The 24,756-nt window shown below is 33.2% G+C and carries 26 protein-coding genes; 14 read left to right on the top strand and 12 right to left on the bottom strand.

The genetic code is table 11. From position 1 onward, the window contains the following. Both dltC and dltD read left to right on the top strand, forming a co-directional pair. Positions 1-237: a D-alanine--poly(phosphoribitol) ligase subunit 2 gene (gene dltC / locus HMPREF3247_RS01895; RefSeq protein ID WP_000395692.1), complete on the top strand. Its 237-nt coding sequence runs from the start codon at positions 1-3 to the stop codon at positions 235-237. Next, positions 234-1,409 (top strand): D-alanyl-lipoteichoic acid biosynthesis protein DltD, encoded by a 1,176-nt coding sequence (gene dltD / locus HMPREF3247_RS01890; RefSeq protein WP_000769416.1) that lies wholly within the window; start codon positions 234-236, stop codon positions 1,407-1,409. The genes dltC and dltD overlap by 4 nt, the downstream gene beginning before the upstream one ends. Positions 1,410-1,671: 262 nt before the next feature. Here the strand turns inward: dltD and HMPREF3247_RS01885 are convergent, their stop codons facing one another. Continuing rightward, positions 1,672-1,914, bottom strand: a complete 243-nt coding sequence (locus HMPREF3247_RS01885; RefSeq protein ID WP_001141883.1) for a NifU family protein — start codon at positions 1,912-1,914, stop codon at positions 1,672-1,674. A 100-nt stretch (positions 1,915-2,014) separates the two neighbouring features. On the opposite strand from HMPREF3247_RS01885, the gene HMPREF3247_RS01880 reads away from it, so the two are divergent. Then, entirely contained in the window at positions 2,015-2,338 is a 324-nt protein-coding gene (locus tag HMPREF3247_RS01880) for a YuzD family protein (RefSeq protein ID WP_000401414.1), read from the top strand. 58 nt (positions 2,339-2,396) lie between these two features. Here the strand turns inward: HMPREF3247_RS01880 and HMPREF3247_RS01875 are convergent, their stop codons facing one another. After that, positions 2,397-3,461 carry an NAD(P)/FAD-dependent oxidoreductase gene (locus tag HMPREF3247_RS01875; protein WP_000794020.1) on the bottom strand — a complete coding sequence of 355 codons (1,065 nt, stop codon included), beginning with the start codon at positions 3,459-3,461 and terminating at the stop codon, positions 2,397-2,399. A gap of 316 nt (positions 3,462-3,777) precedes the next feature. Between HMPREF3247_RS01875 and HMPREF3247_RS01870 the strand changes: the two genes are divergently transcribed. From HMPREF3247_RS01870 to HMPREF3247_RS01845, 6 genes are all read left to right on the top strand, one after another. Beyond that, positions 3,778-4,014: a YuzB family protein gene (locus HMPREF3247_RS01870; RefSeq protein ID WP_001068337.1), complete on the top strand. Its 237-nt coding sequence runs from the start codon at positions 3,778-3,780 to the stop codon at positions 4,012-4,014. A 12-nt stretch (positions 4,015-4,026) separates the two neighbouring features. After that, positions 4,027-4,386: a HesB/IscA family protein gene (locus tag HMPREF3247_RS01865; RefSeq protein ID WP_001143497.1), complete on the top strand. Its 360-nt coding sequence runs from the start codon at positions 4,027-4,029 to the stop codon at positions 4,384-4,386. 453 nt (positions 4,387-4,839) lie between these two features. Continuing rightward, the gene (locus HMPREF3247_RS01860; protein WP_000046076.1) at positions 4,840-6,048 is read left to right on the top strand and encodes an NAD(P)/FAD-dependent oxidoreductase; all 1,209 of its coding nucleotides are present in this window, start codon (positions 4,840-4,842) and stop codon (positions 6,046-6,048) included. A 130-nt stretch (positions 6,049-6,178) separates the two neighbouring features. Next, entirely contained in the window at positions 6,179-7,654 is a 1,476-nt protein-coding gene (locus tag HMPREF3247_RS01855; RefSeq protein ID WP_001009697.1) for a M17 family metallopeptidase, read from the top strand. A 410-nt stretch (positions 7,655-8,064) separates the two neighbouring features. Beyond that, the gene (locus HMPREF3247_RS01850; protein ID WP_000606329.1) at positions 8,065-9,381 is read left to right on the top strand and encodes a Na+/H+ antiporter family protein; all 1,317 of its coding nucleotides are present in this window, start codon (positions 8,065-8,067) and stop codon (positions 9,379-9,381) included. An 18-nt stretch (positions 9,382-9,399) separates the two neighbouring features. Continuing rightward, positions 9,400-9,774: a PaaI family thioesterase gene (locus tag HMPREF3247_RS01845; RefSeq protein ID WP_000149291.1), complete on the top strand. Its 375-nt coding sequence runs from the start codon at positions 9,400-9,402 to the stop codon at positions 9,772-9,774. Between the two features lie 55 nt (positions 9,775-9,829). Here the strand turns inward: HMPREF3247_RS01845 and HMPREF3247_RS01840 are convergent, their stop codons facing one another. The 9 genes from HMPREF3247_RS01840 to HMPREF3247_RS01800 all read right to left on the bottom strand — a co-directional run bounded on the left by HMPREF3247_RS01840 (position 9,830) and on the right by HMPREF3247_RS01800 (position 17,511). Continuing rightward, entirely contained in the window at positions 9,830-10,984 is a 1,155-nt protein-coding gene (locus HMPREF3247_RS01840) for an FAD/NAD(P)-binding protein (protein ID WP_064130003.1), read from the bottom strand. 248 nt (positions 10,985-11,232) lie between these two features. Further along, positions 11,233-11,589 carry a Na+/H+ antiporter Mnh1 subunit G gene (gene mnhG1, locus HMPREF3247_RS01835; RefSeq protein WP_000590451.1) on the bottom strand — a complete coding sequence of 119 codons (357 nt, stop codon included), beginning with the start codon at positions 11,587-11,589 and terminating at the stop codon, positions 11,233-11,235. Then, complete coding sequence (gene mnhF1, locus HMPREF3247_RS01830; RefSeq protein ID WP_001016306.1) at positions 11,567-11,860, bottom strand: Na+/H+ antiporter Mnh1 subunit F; 294 nt, start codon at positions 11,858-11,860, stop codon at positions 11,567-11,569. Before mnhF1 ends, mnhG1 begins: the two co-directional genes overlap by 23 nt. After that, positions 11,860-12,339, bottom strand: a complete 480-nt coding sequence (mnhE1, locus tag HMPREF3247_RS01825) for a Na+/H+ antiporter Mnh1 subunit E (protein WP_000290674.1) — start codon at positions 12,337-12,339, stop codon at positions 11,860-11,862. The genes mnhF1 and mnhE1 overlap by 1 nt, the downstream gene beginning before the upstream one ends. 1 nt (position 12,340) lies before the next feature. Continuing rightward, positions 12,341-13,837, bottom strand: a complete 1,497-nt coding sequence (mnhD1, locus tag HMPREF3247_RS01820; protein ID WP_000573077.1) for a Na+/H+ antiporter Mnh1 subunit D — start codon at positions 13,835-13,837, stop codon at positions 12,341-12,343. After that, complete coding sequence (gene mnhC1, locus HMPREF3247_RS01815; protein ID WP_000402803.1) at positions 13,830-14,171, bottom strand: Na+/H+ antiporter Mnh1 subunit C; 342 nt, start codon at positions 14,169-14,171, stop codon at positions 13,830-13,832. The genes mnhD1 and mnhC1 overlap by 8 nt, the downstream gene beginning before the upstream one ends. Further along, on the bottom strand, positions 14,171-14,599 hold the full coding sequence (gene mnhB1, locus HMPREF3247_RS01810; RefSeq protein ID WP_001081626.1) for a Na+/H+ antiporter Mnh1 subunit B: 429 nt from the start codon (positions 14,597-14,599) through the stop codon (positions 14,171-14,173). Before mnhB1 ends, mnhC1 begins: the two co-directional genes overlap by 1 nt. After that, the gene (mnhA1, locus tag HMPREF3247_RS01805) at positions 14,592-16,997 is read right to left on the bottom strand and encodes a Na+/H+ antiporter Mnh1 subunit A (protein ID WP_000054609.1); all 2,406 of its coding nucleotides are present in this window, start codon (positions 16,995-16,997) and stop codon (positions 14,592-14,594) included. Before mnhA1 ends, mnhB1 begins: the two co-directional genes overlap by 8 nt. Before the next feature lie 130 nt (positions 16,998-17,127). After that, positions 17,128-17,511, bottom strand: coding sequence for a kinase-associated lipoprotein B (locus HMPREF3247_RS01800; RefSeq protein ID WP_000781162.1), 384 nt, complete (start codon positions 17,509-17,511; stop codon positions 17,128-17,130). Positions 17,512-17,574: 63 nt separating this feature from the next. On the opposite strand from HMPREF3247_RS01800, the gene HMPREF3247_RS01795 reads away from it, so the two are divergent. The 5 genes from HMPREF3247_RS01795 to HMPREF3247_RS01775 all read left to right on the top strand — a co-directional run bounded on the left by HMPREF3247_RS01795 (position 17,575) and on the right by HMPREF3247_RS01775 (position 23,300). Further along, positions 17,575-18,168, top strand: coding sequence for a peptidylprolyl isomerase (locus HMPREF3247_RS01795; RefSeq protein ID WP_000035058.1), 594 nt, complete (start codon positions 17,575-17,577; stop codon positions 18,166-18,168). A 415-nt stretch (positions 18,169-18,583) separates the two neighbouring features. Next, a complete protein-coding gene (gene ygs, locus HMPREF3247_RS01790; protein WP_001067294.1) occupies positions 18,584-18,961 on the top strand; it encodes a S1 domain-containing post-transcriptional regulator Ygs in 378 nt (125 codons plus the stop codon). 360 nt (positions 18,962-19,321) lie between these two features. Continuing rightward, complete coding sequence (locus HMPREF3247_RS01785) at positions 19,322-20,449, top strand: NADH-dependent flavin oxidoreductase (protein ID WP_000838029.1); 1,128 nt, start codon at positions 19,322-19,324, stop codon at positions 20,447-20,449. Positions 20,450-20,756: 307 nt separating this feature from the next. Continuing rightward, on the top strand, positions 20,757-21,947 hold the full coding sequence (locus HMPREF3247_RS01780; RefSeq protein WP_000167314.1) for an ornithine--oxo-acid transaminase: 1,191 nt from the start codon (positions 20,757-20,759) through the stop codon (positions 21,945-21,947). Positions 21,948-22,055: 108 nt separating this feature from the next. After that, the gene (locus HMPREF3247_RS01775) at positions 22,056-23,300 is read left to right on the top strand and encodes a Glu/Leu/Phe/Val family dehydrogenase (protein WP_000138487.1); all 1,245 of its coding nucleotides are present in this window, start codon (positions 22,056-22,058) and stop codon (positions 23,298-23,300) included. A 450-nt stretch (positions 23,301-23,750) separates the two neighbouring features. Here the strand turns inward: HMPREF3247_RS01775 and HMPREF3247_RS01765 are convergent, their stop codons facing one another. After that, the gene (locus tag HMPREF3247_RS01765) at positions 23,751-24,680 is read right to left on the bottom strand and encodes a glycerophosphodiester phosphodiesterase (protein ID WP_000185321.1); all 930 of its coding nucleotides are present in this window, start codon (positions 24,678-24,680) and stop codon (positions 23,751-23,753) included. Positions 24,681-24,756: the final 76 nt, after the last annotated feature.

Below are 24,756 nucleotides of genomic sequence, written 5' to 3'. Positions count from 1 at the left end.
ATGGAATTTAGAGAACAAGTATTAAATTTATTAGCAGAAGTAGCAGAAAATGATATTGTAAAAGAAAATCCAGACGTAGAAATTTTTGAAGAAGGTATTATTGATTCTTTCCAAACAGTTGGATTATTATTAGAGATTCAAAATAAACTTGATATCGAAGTATCTATTATGGACTTTGATAGAGATGAGTGGGCAACACCAAATAAAATCGTTGAAGCATTAGAAGAGTTACGATGAAATTAAAACCTTTTTTACCCATTTTAATTAGTGGAGCGGTATTCATTGTCTTTCTATTATTACCTGCTAGTTGGTTTACAGGATTAGTAAATGAAAAGACTGTAGAAGATAATAGAACTTCATTGACAGATCAAGTACTAAAAGGCACACTCATTCAAGATAAGTTATACGAATCAAACAAGTATTATCCTATATACGGCTCTAGTGAATTAGGTAAAGATGACCCATTTAATCCTGCAATTGCATTAAATAAGCATAACGCCAACAAAAAAGCATTCTTATTAGGTGCTGGTGGTTCTACAGACTTAATTAACGCAGTTGAACTTGCATCACAGTATGATAAATTAAAAGGTAAGAAATTAACATTTATTATTTCACCACAATGGTTTACAAACCATGGTTTAACGAATCAAAACTTTGATGCTCGTATGTCTCAAACTCAAATTAATCAAATGTTCCAGCAGAAAAACATGTCTACTGAATTAAAACGTCGTTATGCACAACGTTTATTACAGTTTCCACATGTACACAATAAAGAATACTTGAAATCTTATGCTAAAAACCCTAAAGAAACTAAAGATAGTTATATTTCTGGTTTTAAAGAGAATCAATTGATTAAAATAGAAGCGATTAAATCATTGTTTGCAATGGATAAATCTCCATTAGAACATGTTAAACCTGCTACAAAACCAGACGCTTCTTGGGATGAGATGAAACAAAAAGCAGTTGAAATTGGTAAAGCTGATACTACATCGAATAAATTTGGTATTAGAGATCAATACTGGAAATTAATTCAAGAAAGTAAGCGTAAAGTTAGACGTGACTACGAATTCAATGTTAATTCTCCAGAATTCCAAGATTTAGAATTACTTGTAAAAACAATGCGTGCTGCTGGTGCAGATGTTCAATATGTAAGTATTCCATCAAACGGTGTATGGTATGACCACATTGGTATCGATAAAGAACGTCGTCAAGCAGTTTATAAAAAAATCCATTCTACTGTTGTAGATAATGGTGGTAAAATTTACGATATGACTGATAAAGATTATGAAAAATATGTTATCAGTGATGCCGTACACATCGGTTGGAAAGGTTGGGTTTATATGGATGAGCAAATTGCGAAACATATGAAAGGTGAACCACAACCTGAAGTAGATAAACCTAAAAATTAAAATACAAATAGCACATAACTCAACGATTTTGATTGAGCGTATGTGCTATTTTTATATTTTAAATTTCATAGAATAGAATAGTAATATGTGCTTGGATATGTGGCAATAATAAAATAATTAATCAGATAAATAGTATAAAATAACTTTCCCATCAGTCCAATTTGACAGCGAAAAAAGACAGGTAATAACTGATTATAAATAATTCAGTATTCCTGTCTTTGTTGTTATTCATAATATGTTCTGTTAACTTAATATCTTTATATTAGAATACTTGTTCTACTTCTATTACACCAGGCACTTCTTCGTGTAATGCACGCTCAATACCAGCTTTAAGAGTGATTGTAGAACTTGGGCATGTACCACATGCACCATGTAATTGTAATTTAACAATACCGTCTTCCACGTCAATCAATGAGCAGTCGCCACCATCACGTAATAAAAATGGACGAAGACGTTCAATAACTTCTGCTACTTGATCAAACATCGTTGTATCTTCAGTAGGCATCAGGCAAGTCTCCTTTCGAGAGATGAATTTGATAATCTTTATTAGTATATTATAATAGATAGTGTAATAAAAATCTATCAAACCAATGGGGGATAAATATATGGAGCACGTGAGTGTGGTAGTATATGGGGCAGATGTTATATGTGCAAGTTGCGTTAATGCGCCAACATCGAAAGATATTTATGACTGGCTACAGCCGCTATTAAAAAGAAAATACCCAAATATATCATTTAAATATACGTATATAGATATTACAAAAGATAATGACAACTTAACAGATCATGATTTACAATTTATTGAAAGAATAGAACAAGATGAACTATTTTATCCATTAATTACAATGAACGATGAATATGTAGCAGATGGTTATATACAAACAAAGCAAATCACTCGATTTATAGACCAAAAGCTTGTGAATGAATAATATACACATAACTAAAAGCAATGTCAGTAATAGTGTGAACTGACATTGCTTTTTAATTTTAACCATTATGATATTTATATAACCAAAGTACGCCGGATTTTAAAATAGAAGCGAGTCGTCCTGTTACAGTGCGGTCCATGATATATGCAAAACCTTGCTTATCTCCTAATGACCCAACGATACCTTGTACCTTTAGTTCCGGCATTTTGTCAGGTAATGGTTCATTTAGCCATTGCTTTTTAAGCACATCGGCAATTTGATCACCTTGAACTTCGGCTAACTGAGCACTTGGCGCATGTGGTAAATCAGCACAATCACCAACTACATAGACGTTACGATATGTTGGTACTTGATGATACTGGTTAACTATCACGCGTCCATTACTATTTATATCAATCGGCAAGTTACGAACAACTTCAACAGGTTGAATTCCTGCTGTCCATACAACTAAATCAATATCTTTAGGTTCATCACAGTTATATATTTTACCAGGTTCAACTTTATTAATATTTGAATTTGGAACAACGGTAACATTATTTTTGGCGAACCATTTCGCAACATACTTACTTAATTTTTCTGGAAAATTTCTTAAAATTCGCGGCCCACGGTCATAAAGATATATTTCCAAGTCTGATCTACTTTCTCTTAATTCGCTGGCAAGTTCTATGCCGCTTAATCCAGCACCAACGATACCGACTTTAGCACCTTCTGGTAGTTCACTAATACTATGGAAAGTATCCCGAGCCTTTGAGAGTGTTTGAATACTATGTGTATATTCTTCGGCTCCTGGAACGTTATGATATTTATCTTCACATCCTAAACCAATGATTAGCTCATCATAATCAATTTTAGAATTACCGACTGAGACAATTTGAGCATCTAAATCTATGTCGTTAATTTCACCATAAACTGTATTCACTTGTGGATGATTAGGGAATTTCATACGAACATCTTTATCTGATTTCGTGCCCGCAGCTAAAGCATAAAATTCTGGTTTCAATCCATGAAATGGCATACGATCAACTAATGTGACTGTATAATCTTGTGGTAAAGAAGTAGTTAAAATGCGTGACATGATACGCATATTACCATATCCGCCGCCTAACAAAACTAAGTTTTTCATAATGAAGTACCCCTTTTATATGTTAATATTTACTTTAATTTTGAAAAGATCAAAGTGCATAGATATATTTGTTAATGAACAGTTATAAAATGCAAGTGTCTTTGATTCATCAATAACCCCTAAAAAAGTAAATATGTATTTATATGCTTATTATATATTTTTTTGAAAATGACTACAAATAAATATTTGTACTAACTAAGGCACTATTACATAACTGGGATAAGAAACATCAGTTGTTGCTAATTGAGCACATCATGTTAAAATACCAGTTTTAAAATGCTATAATATTGTAACAAATGAAATAAGAAGGTGAAGTATGAATCCGATCGTAGAATTTTGTCTCTCTAACATGGCAAAAGGTGGAGATTATGTTTTTAATCAACTGGAAAATGACCCAGATGTCGATGTGTTAGAGTATGGTTGCCTGACACATTGTGGTATATGTTCAGCCGGGTTGTATGCTTTAGTAAATGGTGATATTGTTGAAGGTGATTCGCCGGAAGAATTATTACAAAATATATATGCACATATAAAAGAAACTTGGATTTTTTAAGGAGGAGTTATCATGCCAACAGTTATATTAACAGAAGCAGCTGCTTACGAAGTAAAAGATATGCTTAAAGCAAATGAAATGCCAGATGGCTATTTAAAAATTAAAGTGAATGGTGGCGGGTGCACTGGTTTAACATACGGTATGGGTGCAGAAGAAGCACCTGGTGAAAATGATGAAGTCTTAGAATACTTTGGATTAAAAGTATTAGTAGACAAAAAAGATGCACCCGTATTAAATGGTACGACTATTGATTTTAAGCAATCATTAATGGGTGGCGGTTTCCAAATCGACAATCCTAATGCAATTGCTTCATGTGGCTGTGGTAGTTCATTTAGAACTGCAAAAGTTGCAGGTAATCCTGAAAATTGCTAATAAAATAACTTTTTAATGGTTAACCCAATTTTTGGGATACAAATTGATATCAATAACGATTAAGGACATATTTGATTATGTCCTATTTTTGCGTAAAGATATTTTGTTTTATTAAAAAGCTTATTGAAAATTAAGAATCTGACTATAAATAGTATTTTAAATGATCGTGATAGCGGATACATTTTTAATCGAAATCAGGCTACGAAAAAATTAATTAATTTTTTCACAATCTGACTGAATCTTGCTTGAAAATATAACATAAAAGCTATAGAATTAGTATTGGATTAAAAATGTCTTTTTTGTGAACATCACAGGTTTTTACATAATTTAAAAGACTTAAATAACAAAATGATGATAAACTAGTATACATTGTGGTAAAAGTAGTAATGACCAGTTGTTACTAGTAATTATCAGCATTTGGTTAAAAAAATATGAAAGCTTAGGTGAAATTAAATGGCTCAAGATCGTAAAAAAGTACTTGTACTTGGTGCTGGTTATGCAGGTTTACAAACTGTAACTAAATTGCAAAAAGCGATATCAACAGAAGAAGCAGAAATTACGCTTATTAATAAAAATGAATATCACTATGAAGCAACATGGTTACATGAAGCATCAGCAGGTACACTAAACTATGAAGATGTATTATATCCTGTGGAAAGTGTCTTGAAGAAAGACAAAGTGAACTTTGTTCAAGCAGAAGTAACAAAAATTGACCGTGATGCTAAAAAGGTAGAAACAAATCAAGGTATTTATGACTTTGATATTTTAGTAGTAGCATTAGGTTTCGTTAGTGAAACATTCGGCATCGAAGGTATGAAAGATCATGCTTTCCAAATTGAAAATGTTATCACAGCACGTGAATTATCACGTCATATCGAAGACAAATTTGCTAACTATGCAGCATCAAAAGAAAAAGATGATAACGATTTATCTATCTTAGTTGGTGGTGCTGGATTCACTGGTGTTGAATTCTTAGGTGAATTAACAGACAGAATTCCTGAATTATGTAGCAAATATGGTGTGGATCAAAATAAAGTTAAAATCACTTGTGTTGAAGCAGCACCTAAAATGTTACCAATGTTCTCAGAAGAATTAGTTAACCACGCAGTTAGCTACTTAGAAGACCGCGGTGTTGAATTTAAAATTGCTACACCAATCGTTGCTTGTAACGAAAAAGGTTTTGTAGTTGAAGTAGATGGTGAAAAACAACAATTAAATGCAGGTACTTCAGTATGGGCAGCTGGTGTACGTGGTAGTAAATTAATGGAAGAATCATTTGAAGGCGTTAAACGTGGACGTATCGTTACAAAGCAAGATTTAACAATCAATGGTTACGACAACATTTTTGTTATTGGTGACTGTTCAGCGTTTATCCCAGCTGGAGAAGAACGTCCATTACCAACTACAGCACAAATTGCAATGCAACAAGGTGAAAGTGTTGCTAAAAACATTAAACGCATCTTAAACGGTGAATCAACTGAAGAATTCGAATACGTTGATCGTGGAACTGTTTGTTCTTTAGGTTCACATGACGGTGTAGGTATGGTATTTGGTAAACCTATCGCTGGTAAAAAAGCAGCATTCATGAAAAAAGTGATTGATACACGTGCGGTATTCAAAATCGGTGGTATCGGTTTAGCATTCAAAAAAGGTAAATTCTAGGCTTTAAATAAAGTTTCAGCTAAACACATAAAATTAAATTATTCATTTATAAAGTCCTTCAGTGTCACTGAAGGGCTTTATTGTTGTACAATTTGAAGTGAGTAACATATCAAATCTAAGGAGGTACATTATGAATTTTAAATTAAATAACACACTAAGCAACGAAATAAATACATTGATTATTGGTATACCAGAACATTTAAATCAGTTAGAGCGCATTAGTTTTAATCATATCGATATTACAGAATCACTTGAAAGACTAAAACATCAACATATTATTGGTAGTAAAGTTGGGAAGATTTATACAACTGCATTTGATGTACAAGATCAAACATATCGTTTAATTACAGTTGGTTTAGGAAACTTAAAGACACGTAGTTATCAAGATATGTTGAAAATATGGGGACATCTTTTCCAATACATAAAGTCAGAACACATTGAAGATACGTATTTACTTATGGATTCATTTATTTCAAAATATGATCAGTTATCAGATGTATTAATGGCATGCGGTATTCAAAGTGAGCGTGCAACATATGAATTCGATCATTATAAATCAAGTAAGAAGGCACCGTTTAAGACGAATTTAAACCTTATTAGTGAATCATTAATTGAATTAGATTTTATTCATGAGGGTATCAGTATTGGCCAATCCATTAATTTGGCAAGAGACTTTAGTAATATGCCACCGAATGTATTAACACCACAAACATTTGCAGAAGATATTGTTAATCATTTTAAAAATACAAAGGTCAAAGTAGATGTTAAAGATTATGACACTTTAGTTTCTGAAGGATTCGGACTTTTACAAGCAGTAGGTAAAGGTAGTAAGCATAAACCGAGATTAGTAACCATCACATATAATGGCAAAGACAAAGATGAAGCACCAATTGCCTTAGTTGGTAAAGGTATAACGTATGATTCTGGTGGTTATAGTATTAAAACGAAGAATGGCATGGCTACAATGAAGTTTGACATGTGTGGCGCTGCGAATGTCGTTGGTATCATTGAAGCGGCTAGTCGTTTACAACTGCCTGTAAATATTGTCGGAGTGCTTGCGTGTGCTGAAAATATGATAAATGAAGCATCAATGAAGCCAGATGATGTATTTACAGCATTAAGTGGTGAAACTGTAGAAGTAATGAATACAGACGCTGAAGGTAGATTAGTCCTTGCAGATGCTGTGTTTTATGCAAATCAATATCAGCCTAGTGTGATTATGGACTTTGCTACATTAACGGGTGCAGCAATTGTTGCACTAGGCGATGATAAAGCTGCTGCATTTGAATCGAATAGTAAAGTGATATTAAACGATATATTACAAATAAGTTCTGAAGTCGATGAAATGGTATTTGAATTACCGATTACTGCAACCGAACGTGCAAGTATTAAACACAGTGATATCGCTGATTTAGTTAACCATACGAATGGACAAGGTAAAGCGCTATTTGCGGCAAGTTTTGTAACACATTTTAGTGGTCAAACACCTCACATTCATTTCGATATTGCAGGTCCAGCAACGACTAATAAAGCTTCATATAATGGTCCAAAAGGGCCAACAGGATTTATGATTCCGACGATAGTACAATGGTTAAAACAACAATAATTTAATTATTTGCCTGATACAACTTGTGTCTTGATATACATTTCTAATTTAACTCTTGAAAGTATAAAGGATCGCATTGTATCAGGCATTTTCATTGTTGTAAGAAAATATAAATCGCATATCCTTGTGAGCATAAATCAACTTGACTAGCATTGCAAAAAAATATTATAAGCATATGTTCATTCAGTCAACGACTACTAATATTGCATTTTAGAACTTAGGATTTTGATTGGTGTTCCAAGCTTGTAAAATTGTTTAATTTAATGAAAGCTAAAATTATTTTAAGAAAGACAATTAACTAAAAAATAAAGATTATTGGTATAGTTTGCTATTGACAGGTGTTAAAGCTACTGATACTATGTAGTCTATAAACGCTTTAGTTCGATATAGTGATAAAGGATGGTTGTCATATGATAAATGCAGTAGTAATAGCAGTAATTTTAATGATTGTGCTATGTTTATGTCGATTAAACGTAGTTATAAGCTTATTTATCAGTGCGCTAGTTGGTGGCTTAATTTCAGGCATGAGCATTGAAAAAGTTATAAATGTATTTGGGAAAAATATAGTCGATGGTGCTGAGGTAGCATTAAGCTATGCTTTATTAGGTGGATTTGCAGCATTAATTTCATACAGTGGTATCACAGACTATTTAGTAGGAAAAATTATAAATGCAATTCACGCTGAAAATAGTCGATGGTCAAGAGTTAAAGTCAAAGTGACAATAATCATTGTATTATTAGCTATGAGTATCATGAGTCAAAACTTAATTCCTGTACATATTGCATTCATTCCAATTGTCATCCCACCATTGTTAAGTCTGTTTAATGACTTAAAAATAGATAGACGTTTAATCGGTTTGATTATCGGTTTTGGTTTATGTTTCCCGTATGTGTTATTACCATATGGATTCGGTCAAATTTTCCAGCAAATTATTCAAAGTGGCTTTGCAAAGGCGAATCACCCAATTGAGTTTAATATGATTTGGAAAGCAATGCTTATTCCTTCAATGGGGTATATTGTTGGCTTACTTATCGGTTTATATGTATATCGTAAACCACGTGAATATGAAACACGTAAAATTTCAGATAGTGACAATGTTACAGAGTTAAAACCATATATCTTAATAGTAACAATTGTAGCAATACTAGCTACATTTTTAATACAAACATTTACAGATTCAATGATTTTTGGTGCACTGGCAGGGGTACTCGTATTCTTTATTTCACGTGCATATAATTGGTATGAATTAGATGCTAAGTTTGTTGAAGGTATTAAAATTATGGCTTATATTGGTGTAGTTATTTTAACAGCAAATGGATTTGCTGGTGTAATGAATGCTACTGGTGATATAGATGAATTAGTTAAAACTTTAACAAGTATTACTGGTGATAATAAATTATTTAGCATTATCATGATGTATGTGATAGGTTTAATTGTCACTTTAGGTATTGGATCATCATTTGCAACAATTCCTATTATCGCATCATTATTCATTCCTTTTGGAGCGTCAATTGGACTAGATACAATGGCATTAATCGCATTGATTGGAACAGCGAGTGCATTAGGTGACTCAGGTTCACCTGCAAGTGATTCAACATTAGGACCAACTGCGGGATTAAATGTTGATGGCCAACATGATCATATACGCGATACATGTGTACCAAACTTCTTGTTTTATAATATTCCTTTAATGATTTTCGGTACTATTGCTGCTATGGTACTATAAGCATAAAGAGGTGAAAATATGACTCATTTATTAGAGACATTTGAGATGTCAATAGATCACCAGGAAGATGGTTTAGTTGTTATTTCTATGCCTGTTACTGATAAAGTAAAACAACCATTTGGATATTTACATGGTGGTGCTTCGATTGCTTTAGGTGAAACAGCATGTTCATTAGGATCTGCTAATCTAATTGATACAACCAAATTTATTCCATTAGGTTTAGAGATGAATGCCAATCATATTCATTCTGCTAAAGATGGTCATGTTACTGCGACAGCTGAAATTATTCATCAAGGTAAGTCGACACATGTATGGGATATAAAAATTAAGAATGACAAAGAACAATTAATTACAGTTATGCGTGGTACAGTTGCTATTAAGCCTTTAAAATAAAAGAACTGCTAGCTGAAATGTTATGAGATATTCATAACTACGGCTAGCAGTTTTTTTATGCGCTATATTGTTGTAATTTTAGAAATGCTTGTTCAATGCGTTCGGCAGCTTTACGGCCACCCATAACATTTCTACCAAATGGTCCTAATTCTAAGTCTGCAAAGCATCCTGCGACAAATAGATTTGGTATCCATTCTAATTTTTCGGAAATAACAGGGTAATTACATTCGTTGATAGGTGCATCATAATTTTGTATTAATTGCTTAATAAGTGGTTGTGACATAAAATCTTGTTCAAAACCAGTTGCAACCATAATCTGTTGATATGGAACAGAATTATTTTCAGTGTTAATTAAACCATCACTAATTTGAGTGATAGGTGTTTTATGCACATTTATACGACCATTTTTAATATGTTTTTTAAGGCGTAAGTACAGTTCGTGAGGCATTGATCCTTTATGACGTTCACGTTGTACAATGGCATTTCTTTCAGGCATGCTTTTAGTACTTAAAAATGTAGACATATTCTTCGGACCTAACCAACCAGGATCAGCATCAAAGTCATGTATTTCAATATCTTTATTTAGCCATAAATGAATCTTTTTATCGTTATCATGATTTAACAATTTAAGTGCAAGATGTGCAGCCGTAATGCCACTACCAACGATATGATCGGTCTTATCATATACTACTTGATCATGTTCTTTCTCGAAGATATGATTTACATTCTGTTTGTCTTTTAAAATGTCAGGCATAAACGGAATATTTGTACTACCTATTGCAATAACGACGCAATCTGTAGTGATAATTTGTCCATCTTCTAACTTGATATGCCATTTGTCTTCTTGTTTATCTAAAGTTTGAACTAAACCTTGAACCAAGCAATCCTCTAATTGATATTGTTTAGAAGCATGTGCAATATGATCCATAAACATTGTCAATTCAGGTCGTTGATAAGGACCATAAAAAGCATGTGTATATTGGTGCTGTTTAGCAAATTGTTTTAGATGGAACGGTTGTGGATGTACGTGATGTACAATCGGTGATCTTAAATAAGGCATTTCTATTCGATTTGTAAATGAGTTAAACCTTTGGCAAAAAGTTTCGTGTGGGTCAATGATTGTTAATCGGTCTGTTGTTAATCCGCTTGATAATAGTTTTTGTGCGATTGCAGTTCCCTGTATGCCACCGCCGATAATTGTCCAATGCATAATAAAACCTCTCTCTTTTTAAAGCGTAATCGTTACGATTTATAATTATTATTATCATAATACATAACGACATGAAAGGCAATTAAATTAAAGAGATATATGTAGATAGGGCGAAGCTGTAGTCAAAGAAAAAACCATTGAAAAAGAGGTAACAATGTCAAAAGAAAACAGCAGTAAAATCATTCCTAATTTGGAATCATCTTACTGCTGTTTGTTGTTGATTTATATTCATGATTTTGTTATATAATCTACAATTTTGTGTCTTTTAAGTCTTCTGAAATTTCATCGACTTTAGTCTTTTTAGTATAAGGCGTTTTAATATTATATGCTGCTTTCATAATCATATGACTTGAAAGAGGACCTGTAATTAATACAAAGATAATCGCAACGATTAATTGCATATTTACAAAACCTTGAGTAGCAATAAAATATAAAAACGTACCAAATAGTAATGACATTGCACCTAATGTTGATGCTTTTCCGGCAGCATGTGCACGTGAATATACATCTTCAAGTCTCAATAATCCTATAGCTGCCAGGGCGCTAATTAAAGCACCGATGATAACAAAGATAAGTGCAAGACTAATCAGTATGATTTTGATCATGTTCAATCACCTTACCTTTGTCCATAAATTTAGAGAATACTGCAGTACCTAAAAAAGCTAATATACCAATCATCATAATAACGACAATCATGTATTTAATATTTAATAAAATACTGAATAATGCTATAACTGCCATTAATTGAAGACCAATCGCATCTAATGCGACAACACGATCGGCAAGTGATGGGCCTAGCACAACGCGAATGAGCATAGCTAACATAGAAATGACAACTATGATTAATGCAATAACGATAATAACATTATGATTCATTATATTTCGCCCACCTCTCTTACAATTTTCTCTAATGATGTTTTAATACTTTCTACTTCTTGCTCTTTAGTTGAAAAATCTATGGCATGAATATAAATTTTTGTACGATCGTCACTTACACCAAGCACTACAGTACCAGGTGTTAATGTAATTAAATTAGACAGCAAGACAATTTGCCAATCTTTTTTTAAATCTGTGTGATAAACAAAGAATCCTGGTTCATTTTTAATCGAAGGTTTAATAATAATTTTCAAAACATCAAAATTAGCTTTAATCAGTTCGATTAAGAAAATAATAACTAATTTAATAATACGATATAGCGTGATGACATAAAATCTACCTGGTAACACTCTGTGTAAGAGGTAAACAAGAACTAGGCCAAAGATGAAACCTAACACAAAGTTATTTGTTGTGTAACTATTTGTCACAAACAACCAAAACACTGCGATAATAAAGTTTAATACTAATTGTACAGCCATGTTATTTACCTCCTAATACAGCTTTAACGTAGGTTGATGGATTGTAGAATGTTTCTGCACCAGCTTTTACCATTGGATATAAGTAATCTGCTGACAATCCATATAAAACAGTTATCACAACTGCAACGATTGCAATCGTAGTTAAATATTTGACGTCGACTTTGTTATTAAGATCATATCCTTTTGGTTGACCGAAAAAGCCTTGTAGGAATATGCGAATGACAGAATATAATACGACTAAACTTGATAATAAGACGATGACACCACTTAAATAAAATCCTCTTTCAAATGTTGATTGGACAATAAAAAATTTTCCATAAAAGCCACTGAGTGGGGGAATGCCAGCTAAACTTAATGCTGCGATAAAGAATGACCAACCAAGTACAGGATATCGTTTAATTAAGCCACCAAATTGTCTTAAATCAGCAGTGCCTGTAATTTTAATCATAATTCCGATAAGCAAGAATAATGCAAGTTTTACTAACATGTCGTGCAATGTATAGTAAATAGCCCCAATCATACCTGACTCTGTCATCATTGCAACGCCGACTAAGATCACACCTACAGCAATCATGACATTGTATAGGATGATTTTTTTAATGTTGGCATATGCAACAGCACCGACACAACCAAAGATGATCGTTAATAGTGCTAAGAATAAAATGACATAATGTGAAAAGCTTACATTATCACTAAAGAATAGGCTCAATGTTCTAGCGATTGCATAAACACCAACTTTTGTTAACAAAGCACCAAAGAATGCAATGATTGGAATTGGTGGTGCATAGTATGCACTAGGTAACCAAACAAACATTGGGAATACGCCAGCTTTTGTAGCAAAAACAAAGATAAATAGTATGAAAACGATATTGACTAAGCCACTGTCATGCGCTGAAAGGTTAGCTAATTTATTGCTTATATCTGCTAGATTCAATGTTCCTACTACTGAATATAAAATCGCTACACCCATTACGAAGAAGGATGACGATACAACGTTAACAAGAACATATTTTATTGTTTCTTGTAGTTGAATTTTTGTAGAACCAATTACTAATAAGAAATAAGATGACATTAAAAATACTTCGAAAAATACGAATAGGTTGAAAATGTCACCAGTTGTGAATGCACCAATGATACCTATTAACATAAATAGTACTGAAAAATAATAATAATATCTTTCACGTTCAATACCAATTGTTTGGTATGAATATAAAATCACAATAGCTGTAATAATAATACTAGTAATTATTAGTAGGGCACTGAATATGTCTAATACAAAGACAATACTGTATGGTGCTTTCCATGAACCTAGCTCTACGCGTATTGGTCCATGTTTAACAACATTTGCTAAATTGATAATTGCCGCGACCAAGGTTAATAATGTACCGCCTAGTGCGACATAACGCTTTATAATAGGACGCTTTCCAATAAAGACAAGTAATATGGCTGTAATTACTGGAATAACTAGCGTTAACACAAGCATATTACTTTCAATCATCTTCTGGAACTCCTTTCATACTCTCAACGTTATCTGTGCCTAATTCTTTATATGTTCTAAATGCTAATACTAAGAAAAAGGCTGTTGTCGCAAAGGCGATAACGATTGCTGTTAAAATAAGTGCTTGCGGGATAGGATCAACATAGCTTTTTACGTTCGCTTCATAAATTGGAACAGTACCATGTTTAAGTCCGCCCATAGTTATTAAAAATAAATTTGCTGCATGTGTTAATAGTGTAGTTCCCATAACAATTCGTATCAGACTTTTAGACAAAACGAGATAGACACTAATTGCTGTGAGAATACCACTAACAAAAATCATAATAATTTCCACTATTCGTTCTCTCCAATCGAAATAATAATTGTCATGACAGTACCAACTACTGCACATAAAACACCGAAATCAAAGAATACTGCTGTTGTCATATGAACAGGTTCTAATATAAATAACGGTATATCAAATGTGACATGCGTAAAGAAATTTTTGCCTAAAAACCAACTTGCGATAGGCGTCGCAATACAAAAAACTAATCCGATACCTATCAAGATTTTAAAATCTAATGGGAAAATTTTACGCATTGTTTCTATATCAAATGCAATCGTAATGATAACAAGTGAACTTGCGAATAATAATCCGCCGACGAAACCGCCACCAGGTGTATAATGTCCTGCTAAGAAAAGTGAAAAACCAAAGACCATTACCATGAAAAAGATAATAACTGCAGCAAATTGCAAAATTAGATCATTTTGTTGTCTATTCATGATTTTTCACCTCGTTACCTTGCGTTTGACGCTTTTTACGTAATTTAATCATTGTATATACAGCTAATCCTGCGATACCAAGCACAGATGACTCGAATAAAGTATCCATACCACGGAAATCAACAAGTATGACGTTTACCATGTTTTTACCGTGAGCTAAATCATAAACGTGCTCTTGATAAAACTTAGATATCGATTCAAAATGTCTATTTCCGTATGCAATTAAACCGATAATAATGACGGACAAACCAACACCACCAGCAATTAAAGCATTAGTAAGCTGGAATGAGCGCTTTTCATTATAACGATTTAAATTTGGTAAGTGGTAGAAGCATAATAAGAACAATGCTGTTGAAATAGATTCAACGACAAACTGTGTCAATGCTAAGTCGGGTGCTTTAAAGAATATAAACAATACAGACACAGCATATCCAACTGCACTTAACATAATGATGCTAAATAATCTTGATTTAGCGAAAAGAATTAAAAAGGCAGCACTTAATAATAAAATTACGATACAAACTTCGAAAATTCTAATCGGACTAACGTCTTTAAAATTAATGTTGAAAGGTACTGAGAATATAGTGACAAATGTTAATAAAATTAATGCACCAAAAATGATAACTAAATTATTACGTGAATAATCGGTAACATAGCTATTCGTCATCTTTTCAGAGTAGTTTGGAATAACATTTGCACTTCTGTTGTACCAATAATTGAATGTTAGTTTACCAGGTTGTCGTTGCAACAATTTCACCCAATAACTAAATGTCACAATTAGTAAGATACCTAAAATATAAATCACTAATGTTGATAAAAAGGCAGGCGTTAATCCATGGAACATATGGAATTCAACATCATCAATTACCGTATGATTAATCGAAGATGTAGCTGGTTCAATAATCGAATTAGTTAAAATGCCAGGGAATAAACCGAATACAATTACTAATGTAGCTAAAATAGCTGGTGATAAAAGCATTAATATTGATACTTCGTGTGCTTTTTTAGGTAATTGTTCAGGTTTATATTGTCCGAAAAATATATGCATTATAAATTTAATTGAATATACAAATGTGAAGACACTGCCCACTATACCAATGATTGGGAATAGATAGCCTAATGTATCAACACTGAATAAATTTGCTTGGCTTGCTGTAAATGTTGTTTCTAAAAATGATTCTTTTGATAAGAAACCATTGAACGGTGGTACACCAGCCATACTTAATGCTGTAATAACAGTGATTGTAAATGAAATAGGCATAATTGTTAGTAAGCCACCTAATTTCTTAACATCACGTGTACCAGTAGAATGATCCACTGCACCTGTAATCATAAATAGGGCACCTTTAAATGTTGCATGGTTGATTAAATGGAATATTGCAGCCGTAAATGCAGCAGCATATATTTTGCTATCATCGCCTTGATAGTGATAACTAATGGCACCGATTCCAAGCATCGCCATAATCATACCTAATTGGGATACTGTTGAAAATGCCAGTATACCTTTCAAGTCTTGTTGTTTTGTTGCGTTTAGCGAAGCCCAGAATAACGTAATTAAACCAACGAGTGTGACAGTCCATACCCAACCTTGCGATGCTGCGAAGATTGGTGTCATTCGAGCGATTAAATATAACCCTGCTTTAACCATTGTTGCTGAATGAAGATAAGCACTGACTGGTGTAGGTGCTTCCATTGCATCTGGTAGCCAAATATAAAATGGAAACTGAGCAGATTTTGTAAAAGCACCAATCATGATTAAAATCATCGCAAAAATGAAGAATGGGCTATTTTGAATTTCAGAAGCATGTTGAATCATGTACTGAATGCTAAATGATTGTGTTGGTATAGCGAGTAAGATGATACCACCTAATAATGATAGACCACCAAATACTGTGATTATGAGCGATTTTTGAGCACCATATATAGATGCTTGTCGTTCGCGCCAGAATGAAATAAGTAAAAAACTAGAAAATGACGTTAGCTCCCAGAATAAATATAGAATAATAACATTATCTGAAAGTACGACACCTAACATTGCACCCATAAATAGTAATAAATAACAATAAAAATTCCCTAGTTGTTCTGACTTACTTAAGTAGCCGATTGAATATAATACTACTAAACTGCCGATTCCTGAAATAAGCAAACTAAAGAGTAAACCTAAGCCATCAAGATATAAATCAAAGTTCATACCAAAATGAGGCATCCAATTTAAGGTTTTCATTACAGTATTACCTGACATCGTCGTTTTAATTAATGTAAGCATATAAATAAATATGACGATAGGGACAGGTAATACGAACCATCCTAAATGTATACGTTTAAAAAATCTATACAGGATAGGAATAATGAGTGCGAATATTAACGGTAATATCACCGCAATATGTAACAAACTCACTATGTTGTCCTCCTTTAAAAAATATTTATGTTATTCATTATACATGAATGATATAGTTCTGAAAAACGTACACACTCCTTGTTGTGCTTTATTTTCAGAAGTATTTAAATAAGAAGAAACACGTCATTTTTTATTTAAAATTTTCTTTGTATTGAAGTGAATAATCTTCTTTTAAGCGTGCTAAACTAGCTAAAGACATTTCAGCATGTTTTGTTTGCTGAGCTTTAAGTTTAGTTTCTAAATCTGTAATTGCTTGTTGAAGTGAATCTTCATAGCGCAATACATCAACATTGAAGTCGCGTAATTGTGAACGTTTCGTATAGCGTTTTTCAAAATGGCTTAATGCTTTGCGTTCATGGAAAAATACACCTTCAGTTTCAGTAGGGTTATGTAAATCACCTTGTTTCGGGTGTTTGATAACTTGTTCAACTTTAACAAGGACATCGTCTCCATTTTCTTCAACAATCGTGACACCATAGCTACCTGTTTTGTGTGAAAATCGATATAGCTTCATGCTATTTTCCTCCCTTAAAAGTATGTTAATATATATGTATCATAACATGAATGGAGAATATAAATGGCTAACTATCCACAGTTAAACAAAGAAGTACAACAAGGTGAAATCAAAGTGGTTATGCACACAAATAAAGGTGACATGACATTCAAATTATTTCCAAATATTGCACCAAAAACAGTTGAAAATTTTGTGACACATGCAAAAAATGGTTATTATGATGGAATCACATTCCACCGTGTCATTAATGACTTCATGATTCAAGGTGGCGATCCAACAGCTACTGGTATGGGTGGCGAAAGTATTTATGGCGGTGCTTTTGAAGATGAATTTTCATTAAATGCATTTAACTTATATGGCGCATTATCAATGGCTAACTCAGGACCTAATACTAATGGTTCACAATTTTTCATTGTTCAAATGAAAGAAGTACCTCAAAATATGTTAAGTCAACTTGCAGATGGTGGCTGGCCTCAACCAATCGTTGATGCATATGGCGAAAAGGGTGGTACACCATGGTTAGATCAAAAACATACAGTATTCGGTCAAATCATTGATGGTGAAACTACATTAGAAGATATTGCAAATACAAAAGTGGGACCACAAGACAAACCACTTCATGATGTTGTAATTGAATCTATTGATGTTGAAGAATAATAGCTAAACATAATTAACTACCAACATTTTAAACTCGGATAAAGCTAATTTATGAATGGATTAGTATATATTCCAACGAAAATAAATAAACTAATATGATGAGCAATCTCAATATATTTATCAAGAAAGCACAGTTTTTAAATAGATGTGTATTCTAAAGATAATAGTTGAGGTTGCTTTTTATGTTTTTACAGAGAATTGTTATTCAAATAGTTAATAAATTGAAAACAAAGTAGCTGGATATCATATTGATTTAGATAGGAATTTGTTGCTAATTTTATTTGTAAATCCAAGTTTGTAGAATTCTTATTCATTTATAAAATAATATTCGTATGATTTGATGTTTTAATTAGTCCACCATTTCGATTTGTGCTATGATAATAGTGTTAAGTAAACGAAATAAGGGGTTATTAAGTTGAATAACTACAAAATTGGCCAACATATCAAGGTGCGTGTAACTGGTATTCAACCATACGGTGCGTTTGTTGAGACCCCTAATCATACTGAAGGACTGATTCATATATCAGAAATTATGGATGACTACGTTCATAATTTGAAGAAATTTCTATCAGAAGGCCAAATTGTTAAAGCTAAAATTTTGTCTATAGATGATGAAGGAAAGCTTAATCTATCATTAAAGGATAATGATTACTTCAAAAATTATGAGCGTAAGAAGGAAAAACAATCAGTATTAGATGAAATCAGAGAAACAGAAAAATATGGGTTTCAAACACTTAAAGAACGCTTACCAATCTGGATAAAACAGTCAAAGCGAGCAATTCGAAACGACTAAAGGAACAGATAAATCGTACCGAAAATCATACAAAGGGTCTGAAATGAAAGTTTCTTAGACTATAAAAGAGATTAGTATCTATTAAATTTTATTAGATACTAATCTCTTTTTGTCTACGATAACGTAATATGATTGATTCTATTTACACGTACAAATGGTTTAAGGTGACATATCCATTATCTTTGTTAGATAGAATCGTTGATTTGCAATATTGTATGTGGATTTGTTTTTTTATTTATTTTAGAAATGAGAACTACAACTTAAAGTATTAAACGAATTGCAACTATATAAACAGATAATTGGAGAATGAAAAAATTACATGTTATAGTCAACTCAATAATTTTAAGGAGGAATTAAGTAATGAAAAGTAAATACGAACCATTGTTTGATAAAGTAGAATTACCAAATGGAGTAGAGTTGAGAAATCGATTTGTGTTAGCCCCTTTAACACATATTTCTTCAAATGATGATGGTACTATTTCAGATGTAGAACTTCCTTATATTGAAAAGCGTTCACAAGATGTTGGTATTACAATTAATGCTGCGAGTAATGTGAGTGATGTCGGAAAAGCATTTCCAGGACAGCCGTCAATCGCGCATGACAGTGATATTGAAGGACTAAAACGATTAGCTACAGCAATGAAGAAAAACGGTGCCAAAGCACTCGTACAAATACATCATGGTGGTGCACAAGCATTGCCTGAATTAATACCTGATGGAGACGTCGTAGCACCAAGTCCAATTTCTTTAAAAAGTTTCGGTCAGAAACAAGAACATAGTGCTAGAGAAATGACGAATGAAGAGATTGAACAAGCAATCAAGGATTTTGGTGAAGCAACACGACGTGCAATTGAAGCAGGGTTTGATGGTGTTGAAATACATGGCGCGAATCATTACTTAATTCATCAATTTGTATCACCATACTATAATAGAAGAAATGATGTATGGGCAAATCAATATAAATTCCCGGTCGCTGTGATTGAAGAAGTGCTTAAAGCGAAAGAAGCGTATGGCAATAAAGACTTTATAGTTGGATACAGATTATCTCCAGAGGAAGCGGAGTCTCCAGGAATCACAATGGAAATTACAGAGGAACTCGTTAATAAAATTAGCCATATGCCAATCGACTATATTCATGTTTCAATGATGGATACGCATGCAACGACACGTGAAGGTAAATACGCTGGACAAGAAAGACTACCTTTAATTCACAAATGGATAAATGGTCGTATGCCACTTATCGGTATTGGTTCAATTTTCACAGCTGACGAAGCTTTAGATGCAGTTGAAAATGTTGGTGTTGACTTAGTAGCCATTGGTAGAGAGCTACTACTGGATTATCAATTTGTTGAAAAAATTAAAGATGGACGGGAAGATGAAATTATTAATTACTTTGATCCAGAGAGAGAAGATAATCATCACTTAACTCCTAATTTATGGCATCAATTTAATGAAGGATTCTATCCATTACCACGTAAAGATAAATAAGTGTTTAACTGTTACCACTAATGATATTGTGTATGCAATTTGTTAGTGGTTTTCAATATTTATAAATAAAAATATTCTTAGTAAAATATACTTTTGATTAAGTGTAAAATTATCAATTCTTTTGCTTGTAATCATTTAAGTAATTATGTCATTATAAATGTAAGGGTTTTCAAAATAGACAAATTTAATGAAATTTAGTGATTATTTCATCTTTTTTGGTGGAAAAGTATCTGCTTTGAAAACTAATGTAATTATTTGGATAATGTTTCATGTATAATAGTTATAAATGATGAAAAGGGGAGATATGATGACTAAATCTGAAAAAATTATTGAGTTAACAAATCATTACGGAGCACATAATTATTTACCATTGCCAATTGTCATTTCAGAAGCTGAAGGGGTATGGGTTAAAGATCCTGAAGGCAATAAATATATGGATATGTTATCTGCATATTCCGCTGTTAACCAAGGTCATAGACATCCGAAAATTATTCAAGCATTAAAAGATCAAGCTGATAAAGTGACTCTAGTTTCACGTGCTTTTCATAGTGATAACTTAGGTGAATGGTACGAAAAAATTTGTAAACTGGCAGGTAAAGATAAAGCTTTACCAATGAATACAGGTGCTGAAGCAGTAGAAACAGCTTTGAAAGCAGCACGACGCTGGGCATACGATGTTAAAGGAATTGAGCCAAATAAAGCAGAAATCATTGCATTTAATGGTAACTTCCATGGTCGAACAATGGCGCCAGTTTCATTATCTTCAGAAGCAGAATACCAACGTGGTTATGGTCCGTTATTAGATGGATTTAGAAAAGTTGATTTTGGAGATGTAGATGCATTGAAAGCTGCAATTAATGAAAATACTGCAGCAGTTTTAGTAGAACCAATTCAAGGTGAAGCGGGTATAAATATACCGCCAGAAGGATATTTGAAAGCAATTAGAGAATTATGTGATGAACATAATGTCTTATTTATTGCTGACGAAATCCAAGCAGGATTAGGTCGTTCGGGTAAATTATTTGCTACGGATTGGGATAATGTAAAACCTGATGTCTATATTTTAGGTAAAGCACTAGGTGGTGGTGTCTTCCCAATTTCTGTTGTATTAGCAGATAAAGAAGTATTAGATGTCTTTACACCTGGCTCACATGGTTCAACATTTGGTGGTAATCCACTTGCTTGTGCTGCATCAATTGCTGCATTAGATGTTATCGTTGATGAGGATTTACCAGGGCGCTCTTTAGAATTAGGAGATTATTTTAAAGAACAATTAAAGCAAATTGATCATCCATCAATTAAAGAAGTCCGTGGACGTGGTTTGTTTATAGGTGTGGAACTTAATGAAAGTGCTAGACCATATTGTGAAGCTTTGAAAGAAGAAGGCTTATTATGTAAAGAAACGCATGATACTGTCATTCGTTTTGCACCACCATTAATTATTACTAAAGAAGAATTGGACCTTGCACTTGAAAAAATAAGACATGTATTTCAATAATGTCAAAAAGTTGTAACAATCAGTTTGTAAGGGCTTTAAAAAGGAATACGTTATGTTACAATATGTTTGAAAGCGAAATCATTAGGTAAAGAAGAGGCGAAAAGGATCATGACTGAGAACAATAATTTAGTAACTTCTACTCAAGGAATTATTAAAGAAGCATTGCATAAATTGGGATTTGACGAAGGAATGTACGATTTAATTAAAGAACCTTTAAGAATGTTACAAGTGCGTATCCCTGTACGAATGGATGATGGCACTGTTAAAACATTCACAGGTTACCGTGCGCAACATAATGATGCTGTTGGACCAACAAAAGGGGGCGTGCGTTTCCACCCAGATGTTGATGAAGAAGAAGTAAAAGCATTATCAATGTGGATGACTTTGAAATGTGGCATTGTAAACTTACCATACGGTGGTGGTAAGGGTGGTATCGTTTGTGATCCACGTCAAATGAGCATTCATGAAGTTGAACGTTTATCACGCGGATATGTAAGAGCAATTTCACAATTCGTAGGTCCGAACAAAGATATTCCAGCACCAGATGTATTTACAAACTCACAAATTATGGCTTGGATGATGGATGAATATAGTGCATTAGATAAATTTAATTCACCAGGTTTCATCACAGGTAAACCAATTGTATTGGGTGGTTCTCATGGACGCGACAGATCAACTGCACTAGGTGTAGTTATTGCAATTGAACAAGCTGCAAAACGTCGTAATATGCAAATTGAAGGTGCCAAGGTTGTTATTCAAGGCTTCGGTAATGCCGGAAGTTTCTTAGCTAAATTCTTATATGATTTAGGTGCAAAAATTGTAGGTATCTCTGATGCTTACGGTGCATTACACGATCCAAATGGCTTAGATATAGATTATTTATTAGACCGTCGTGATAGTTTTGGTACGGTAACAAATTTATTTGAAGAAACAATCTCAAATAAAGAATTGTTTGAATTAGATTGTGACATTTTAGTACCAGCGGCTATTTCAAACCAAATTACAGAAGACAATGCACATGATATTAAAGCTAGTATCGTTGTTGAAGCTGCTAATGGACCTACAACACCAGAAGCAACACGTATTTTAACTGAACGTGGTATATTATTAGTTCCAGACGTATTAGCAAGTGCTGGTGGTGTAACGGTTTCTTACTTCGAATGGGTACAAAATAATCAAGGTTATTATTGGTCTGAAGAAGAAGTTAATGAAAAGCTACGTGAAAAATTAGAAGCGGCATTTGATACGATTTACGAATTGTCTCAAAACCGAAAAATAGATATGAGACTTGCAGCATATATCATAGGTATTAAACGTACAGCAGAAGCAGCTAGATATCGTGGTTGGGCATAATTAATTATCATATGTGATTTAACGAGCTTGGGACAGAAAACAAAGCCCTAAGCTCGTTAATTTTATTTTAGCAGTAGTTGACTGTAAAACAATGCCCGTGTAACACGCTCTTTTCAAAAATAGTCGGGGCCCCAACACAGAGGCTGGTGGAAAGTCAGCTTACAATAGTGTGCAAGTTGGCGGGGCCCCAACACAGAGGGTGGCGGAAAGTCAGCTTACAATAATGTGCAAGTTGGGGTGGAGCCCCGACACAGAGAAATTAGCTCCTCAATTTCTACAGACAATGCAAGTTGGCGAGGCCCCAACACTGAGAATTTCTAATTAAACGCTCAACTATATATAGTTGATCAAAAAGACAGCAGTAGGATAATTTCAATTTGGAAATATCTTACTGCTGTTTTTTATAGTAATAGCTATATTTTTGTATTTATGTTTTCTAGTTTAACAATACTACTTAATTACTTCTTTATATTTATCAGCGAAATTTGTAAAGACACCATCAACGCCATATTTATTTAATCGTAACATATCAGCTTGTTCATTCACTGTATAAGGATGTACTATAAATCCTAAGTCTTTTAAATGATGGGTATTTTGTTCAGTTAAATCTGTATAATCAGGACCTAATCCAATCGCATAAGAGCGTATCTCTTTTAAGCGTTGGTCGTTAAATTGTTGTAGTTCACCTTTATCAACTAATTTTACTAATGGCACATGCTTATTTTGACGATGAATTTTCTTTAAACTTTCGTCAGAAAATGATTGAATCATTACATGTCCATTTTTTAATTTATTGTTATTTAAAAGGTGATGCTTTTTCAATGAAGCTAATAATTGTTCTTCCATTCCTGGGTATACATCAGGTGACTTTGTTTCAATATAATAGTTTGCATTCGGGCCATAACGTTCTAAAATTTCATCTAAAGTGGGTACTTTAGCATTTTTATAACTTGCTCTTGCGTATTTTGGATATTTTTTATTAAACCAACTTCCTGCATCTAACTGTTTTAATTCATCAAGGGTATAATCCTCAACTTTACCGTGTCCATTTGTTGTACGGTTAACAGTTTCATCATGCATAGCAACTAAATGGCCATCTTTGGTACGTTGTAAATCAATTTCGATATAAGATGCTTTTAACTCATTATGACTCTTATCATATGCTTGAAACGTATGCTCGGGTGCATAGCCACTTGCGCCACGATGTGCGATAGTAGTGAATCGCTCATTCGTTAAATTTGTATGCCATTGAATAGCCTGAGGTTTATTTGCAATTTGATTTGTTTGTTCAGCGCCAGCAGTAGGTACTGATAAAAATCCCATAGTAAAAACAGCAGAAGCAGCCATAAATTTAGTGAAGCTTTTCGAAGAGTTAGTCATAGTCTTTATCCTTTCATCTCTTTATTTGTAGTCTAACAATTTTAAAATACTACAAAAACCTGCTTGTGAAAACGCT

It is taken from the genome of Staphylococcus sp. HMSC36A10 (assembly GCF_001838845.1).
Classification (GTDB): domain Bacteria; phylum Bacillota; class Bacilli; order Staphylococcales; family Staphylococcaceae; genus Staphylococcus; species Staphylococcus aureus.
The sequence above is the reverse complement of the archived record's forward strand: the minus strand, read 5'-3'. Positions and strand labels throughout refer to the sequence as shown.

Coding starts and splice junctions, on each gene's coding strand:
- mnhG1 (WP_000590451.1), bottom strand. CDS start 11,589: ATGATCAAAATCATACTGATTAGTCTTGCACTTATCTTTGTTATCATC.
- mnhB1 (WP_001081626.1), bottom strand. CDS start 14,599: ATGAATAGACAACAAAATGATCTAATTTTGCAATTTGCTGCAGTTATT.
- mnhF1 (WP_001016306.1), bottom strand. CDS start 11,860: ATGAATCATAATGTTATTATCGTTATTGCATTAATCATAGTTGTCATT.
- HMPREF3247_RS01860 (WP_000046076.1), top strand. CDS start 4,840: ATGGCTCAAGATCGTAAAAAAGTACTTGTACTTGGTGCTGGTTATGCA.
- HMPREF3247_RS01840 (WP_064130003.1), bottom strand. CDS start 10,984: ATGCATTGGACAATTATCGGCGGTGGCATACAGGGAACTGCAATCGCA.
- HMPREF3247_RS01875 (WP_000794020.1), bottom strand. CDS start 3,461: ATGAAAAACTTAGTTTTGTTAGGCGGCGGATATGGTAATATGCGTATC.
- HMPREF3247_RS01855 (WP_001009697.1), top strand. CDS start 6,179: ATGAATTTTAAATTAAATAACACACTAAGCAACGAAATAAATACATTG.
- HMPREF3247_RS01765 (WP_000185321.1), bottom strand. CDS start 24,680: ATGACTAACTCTTCGAAAAGCTTCACTAAATTTATGGCTGCTTCTGCT.
- HMPREF3247_RS01880 (WP_000401414.1), top strand. CDS start 2,015: ATGGAGCACGTGAGTGTGGTAGTATATGGGGCAGATGTTATATGTGCA.
- HMPREF3247_RS01845 (WP_000149291.1), top strand. CDS start 9,400: ATGACTCATTTATTAGAGACATTTGAGATGTCAATAGATCACCAGGAA.
- HMPREF3247_RS01865 (WP_001143497.1), top strand. CDS start 4,027: ATGCCAACAGTTATATTAACAGAAGCAGCTGCTTACGAAGTAAAAGAT.
- HMPREF3247_RS01850 (WP_000606329.1), top strand. CDS start 8,065: ATGATAAATGCAGTAGTAATAGCAGTAATTTTAATGATTGTGCTATGT.
- HMPREF3247_RS01800 (WP_000781162.1), bottom strand. CDS start 17,511: ATGAAGCTATATCGATTTTCACACAAAACAGGTAGCTATGGTGTCACG.
- HMPREF3247_RS01870 (WP_001068337.1), top strand. CDS start 3,778: ATGAATCCGATCGTAGAATTTTGTCTCTCTAACATGGCAAAAGGTGGA.
- HMPREF3247_RS01775 (WP_000138487.1), top strand. CDS start 22,056: ATGACTGAGAACAATAATTTAGTAACTTCTACTCAAGGAATTATTAAA.
- HMPREF3247_RS01785 (WP_000838029.1), top strand. CDS start 19,322: ATGAAAAGTAAATACGAACCATTGTTTGATAAAGTAGAATTACCAAAT.
- mnhD1 (WP_000573077.1), bottom strand. CDS start 13,837: ATGATTGAAAGTAATATGCTTGTGTTAACGCTAGTTATTCCAGTAATT.
- dltD (WP_000769416.1), top strand. CDS start 234: ATGAAATTAAAACCTTTTTTACCCATTTTAATTAGTGGAGCGGTATTC.
- HMPREF3247_RS01885 (WP_001141883.1), bottom strand. CDS start 1,914: ATGCCTACTGAAGATACAACGATGTTTGATCAAGTAGCAGAAGTTATT.
- HMPREF3247_RS01780 (WP_000167314.1), top strand. CDS start 20,757: ATGACTAAATCTGAAAAAATTATTGAGTTAACAAATCATTACGGAGCA.
- HMPREF3247_RS01795 (WP_000035058.1), top strand. CDS start 17,575: ATGGCTAACTATCCACAGTTAAACAAAGAAGTACAACAAGGTGAAATC.
- mnhE1 (WP_000290674.1), bottom strand. CDS start 12,339: ATGGCTGTACAATTAGTATTAAACTTTATTATCGCAGTGTTTTGGTTG.
- dltC (WP_000395692.1), top strand. CDS start 1: ATGGAATTTAGAGAACAAGTATTAAATTTATTAGCAGAAGTAGCAGAA.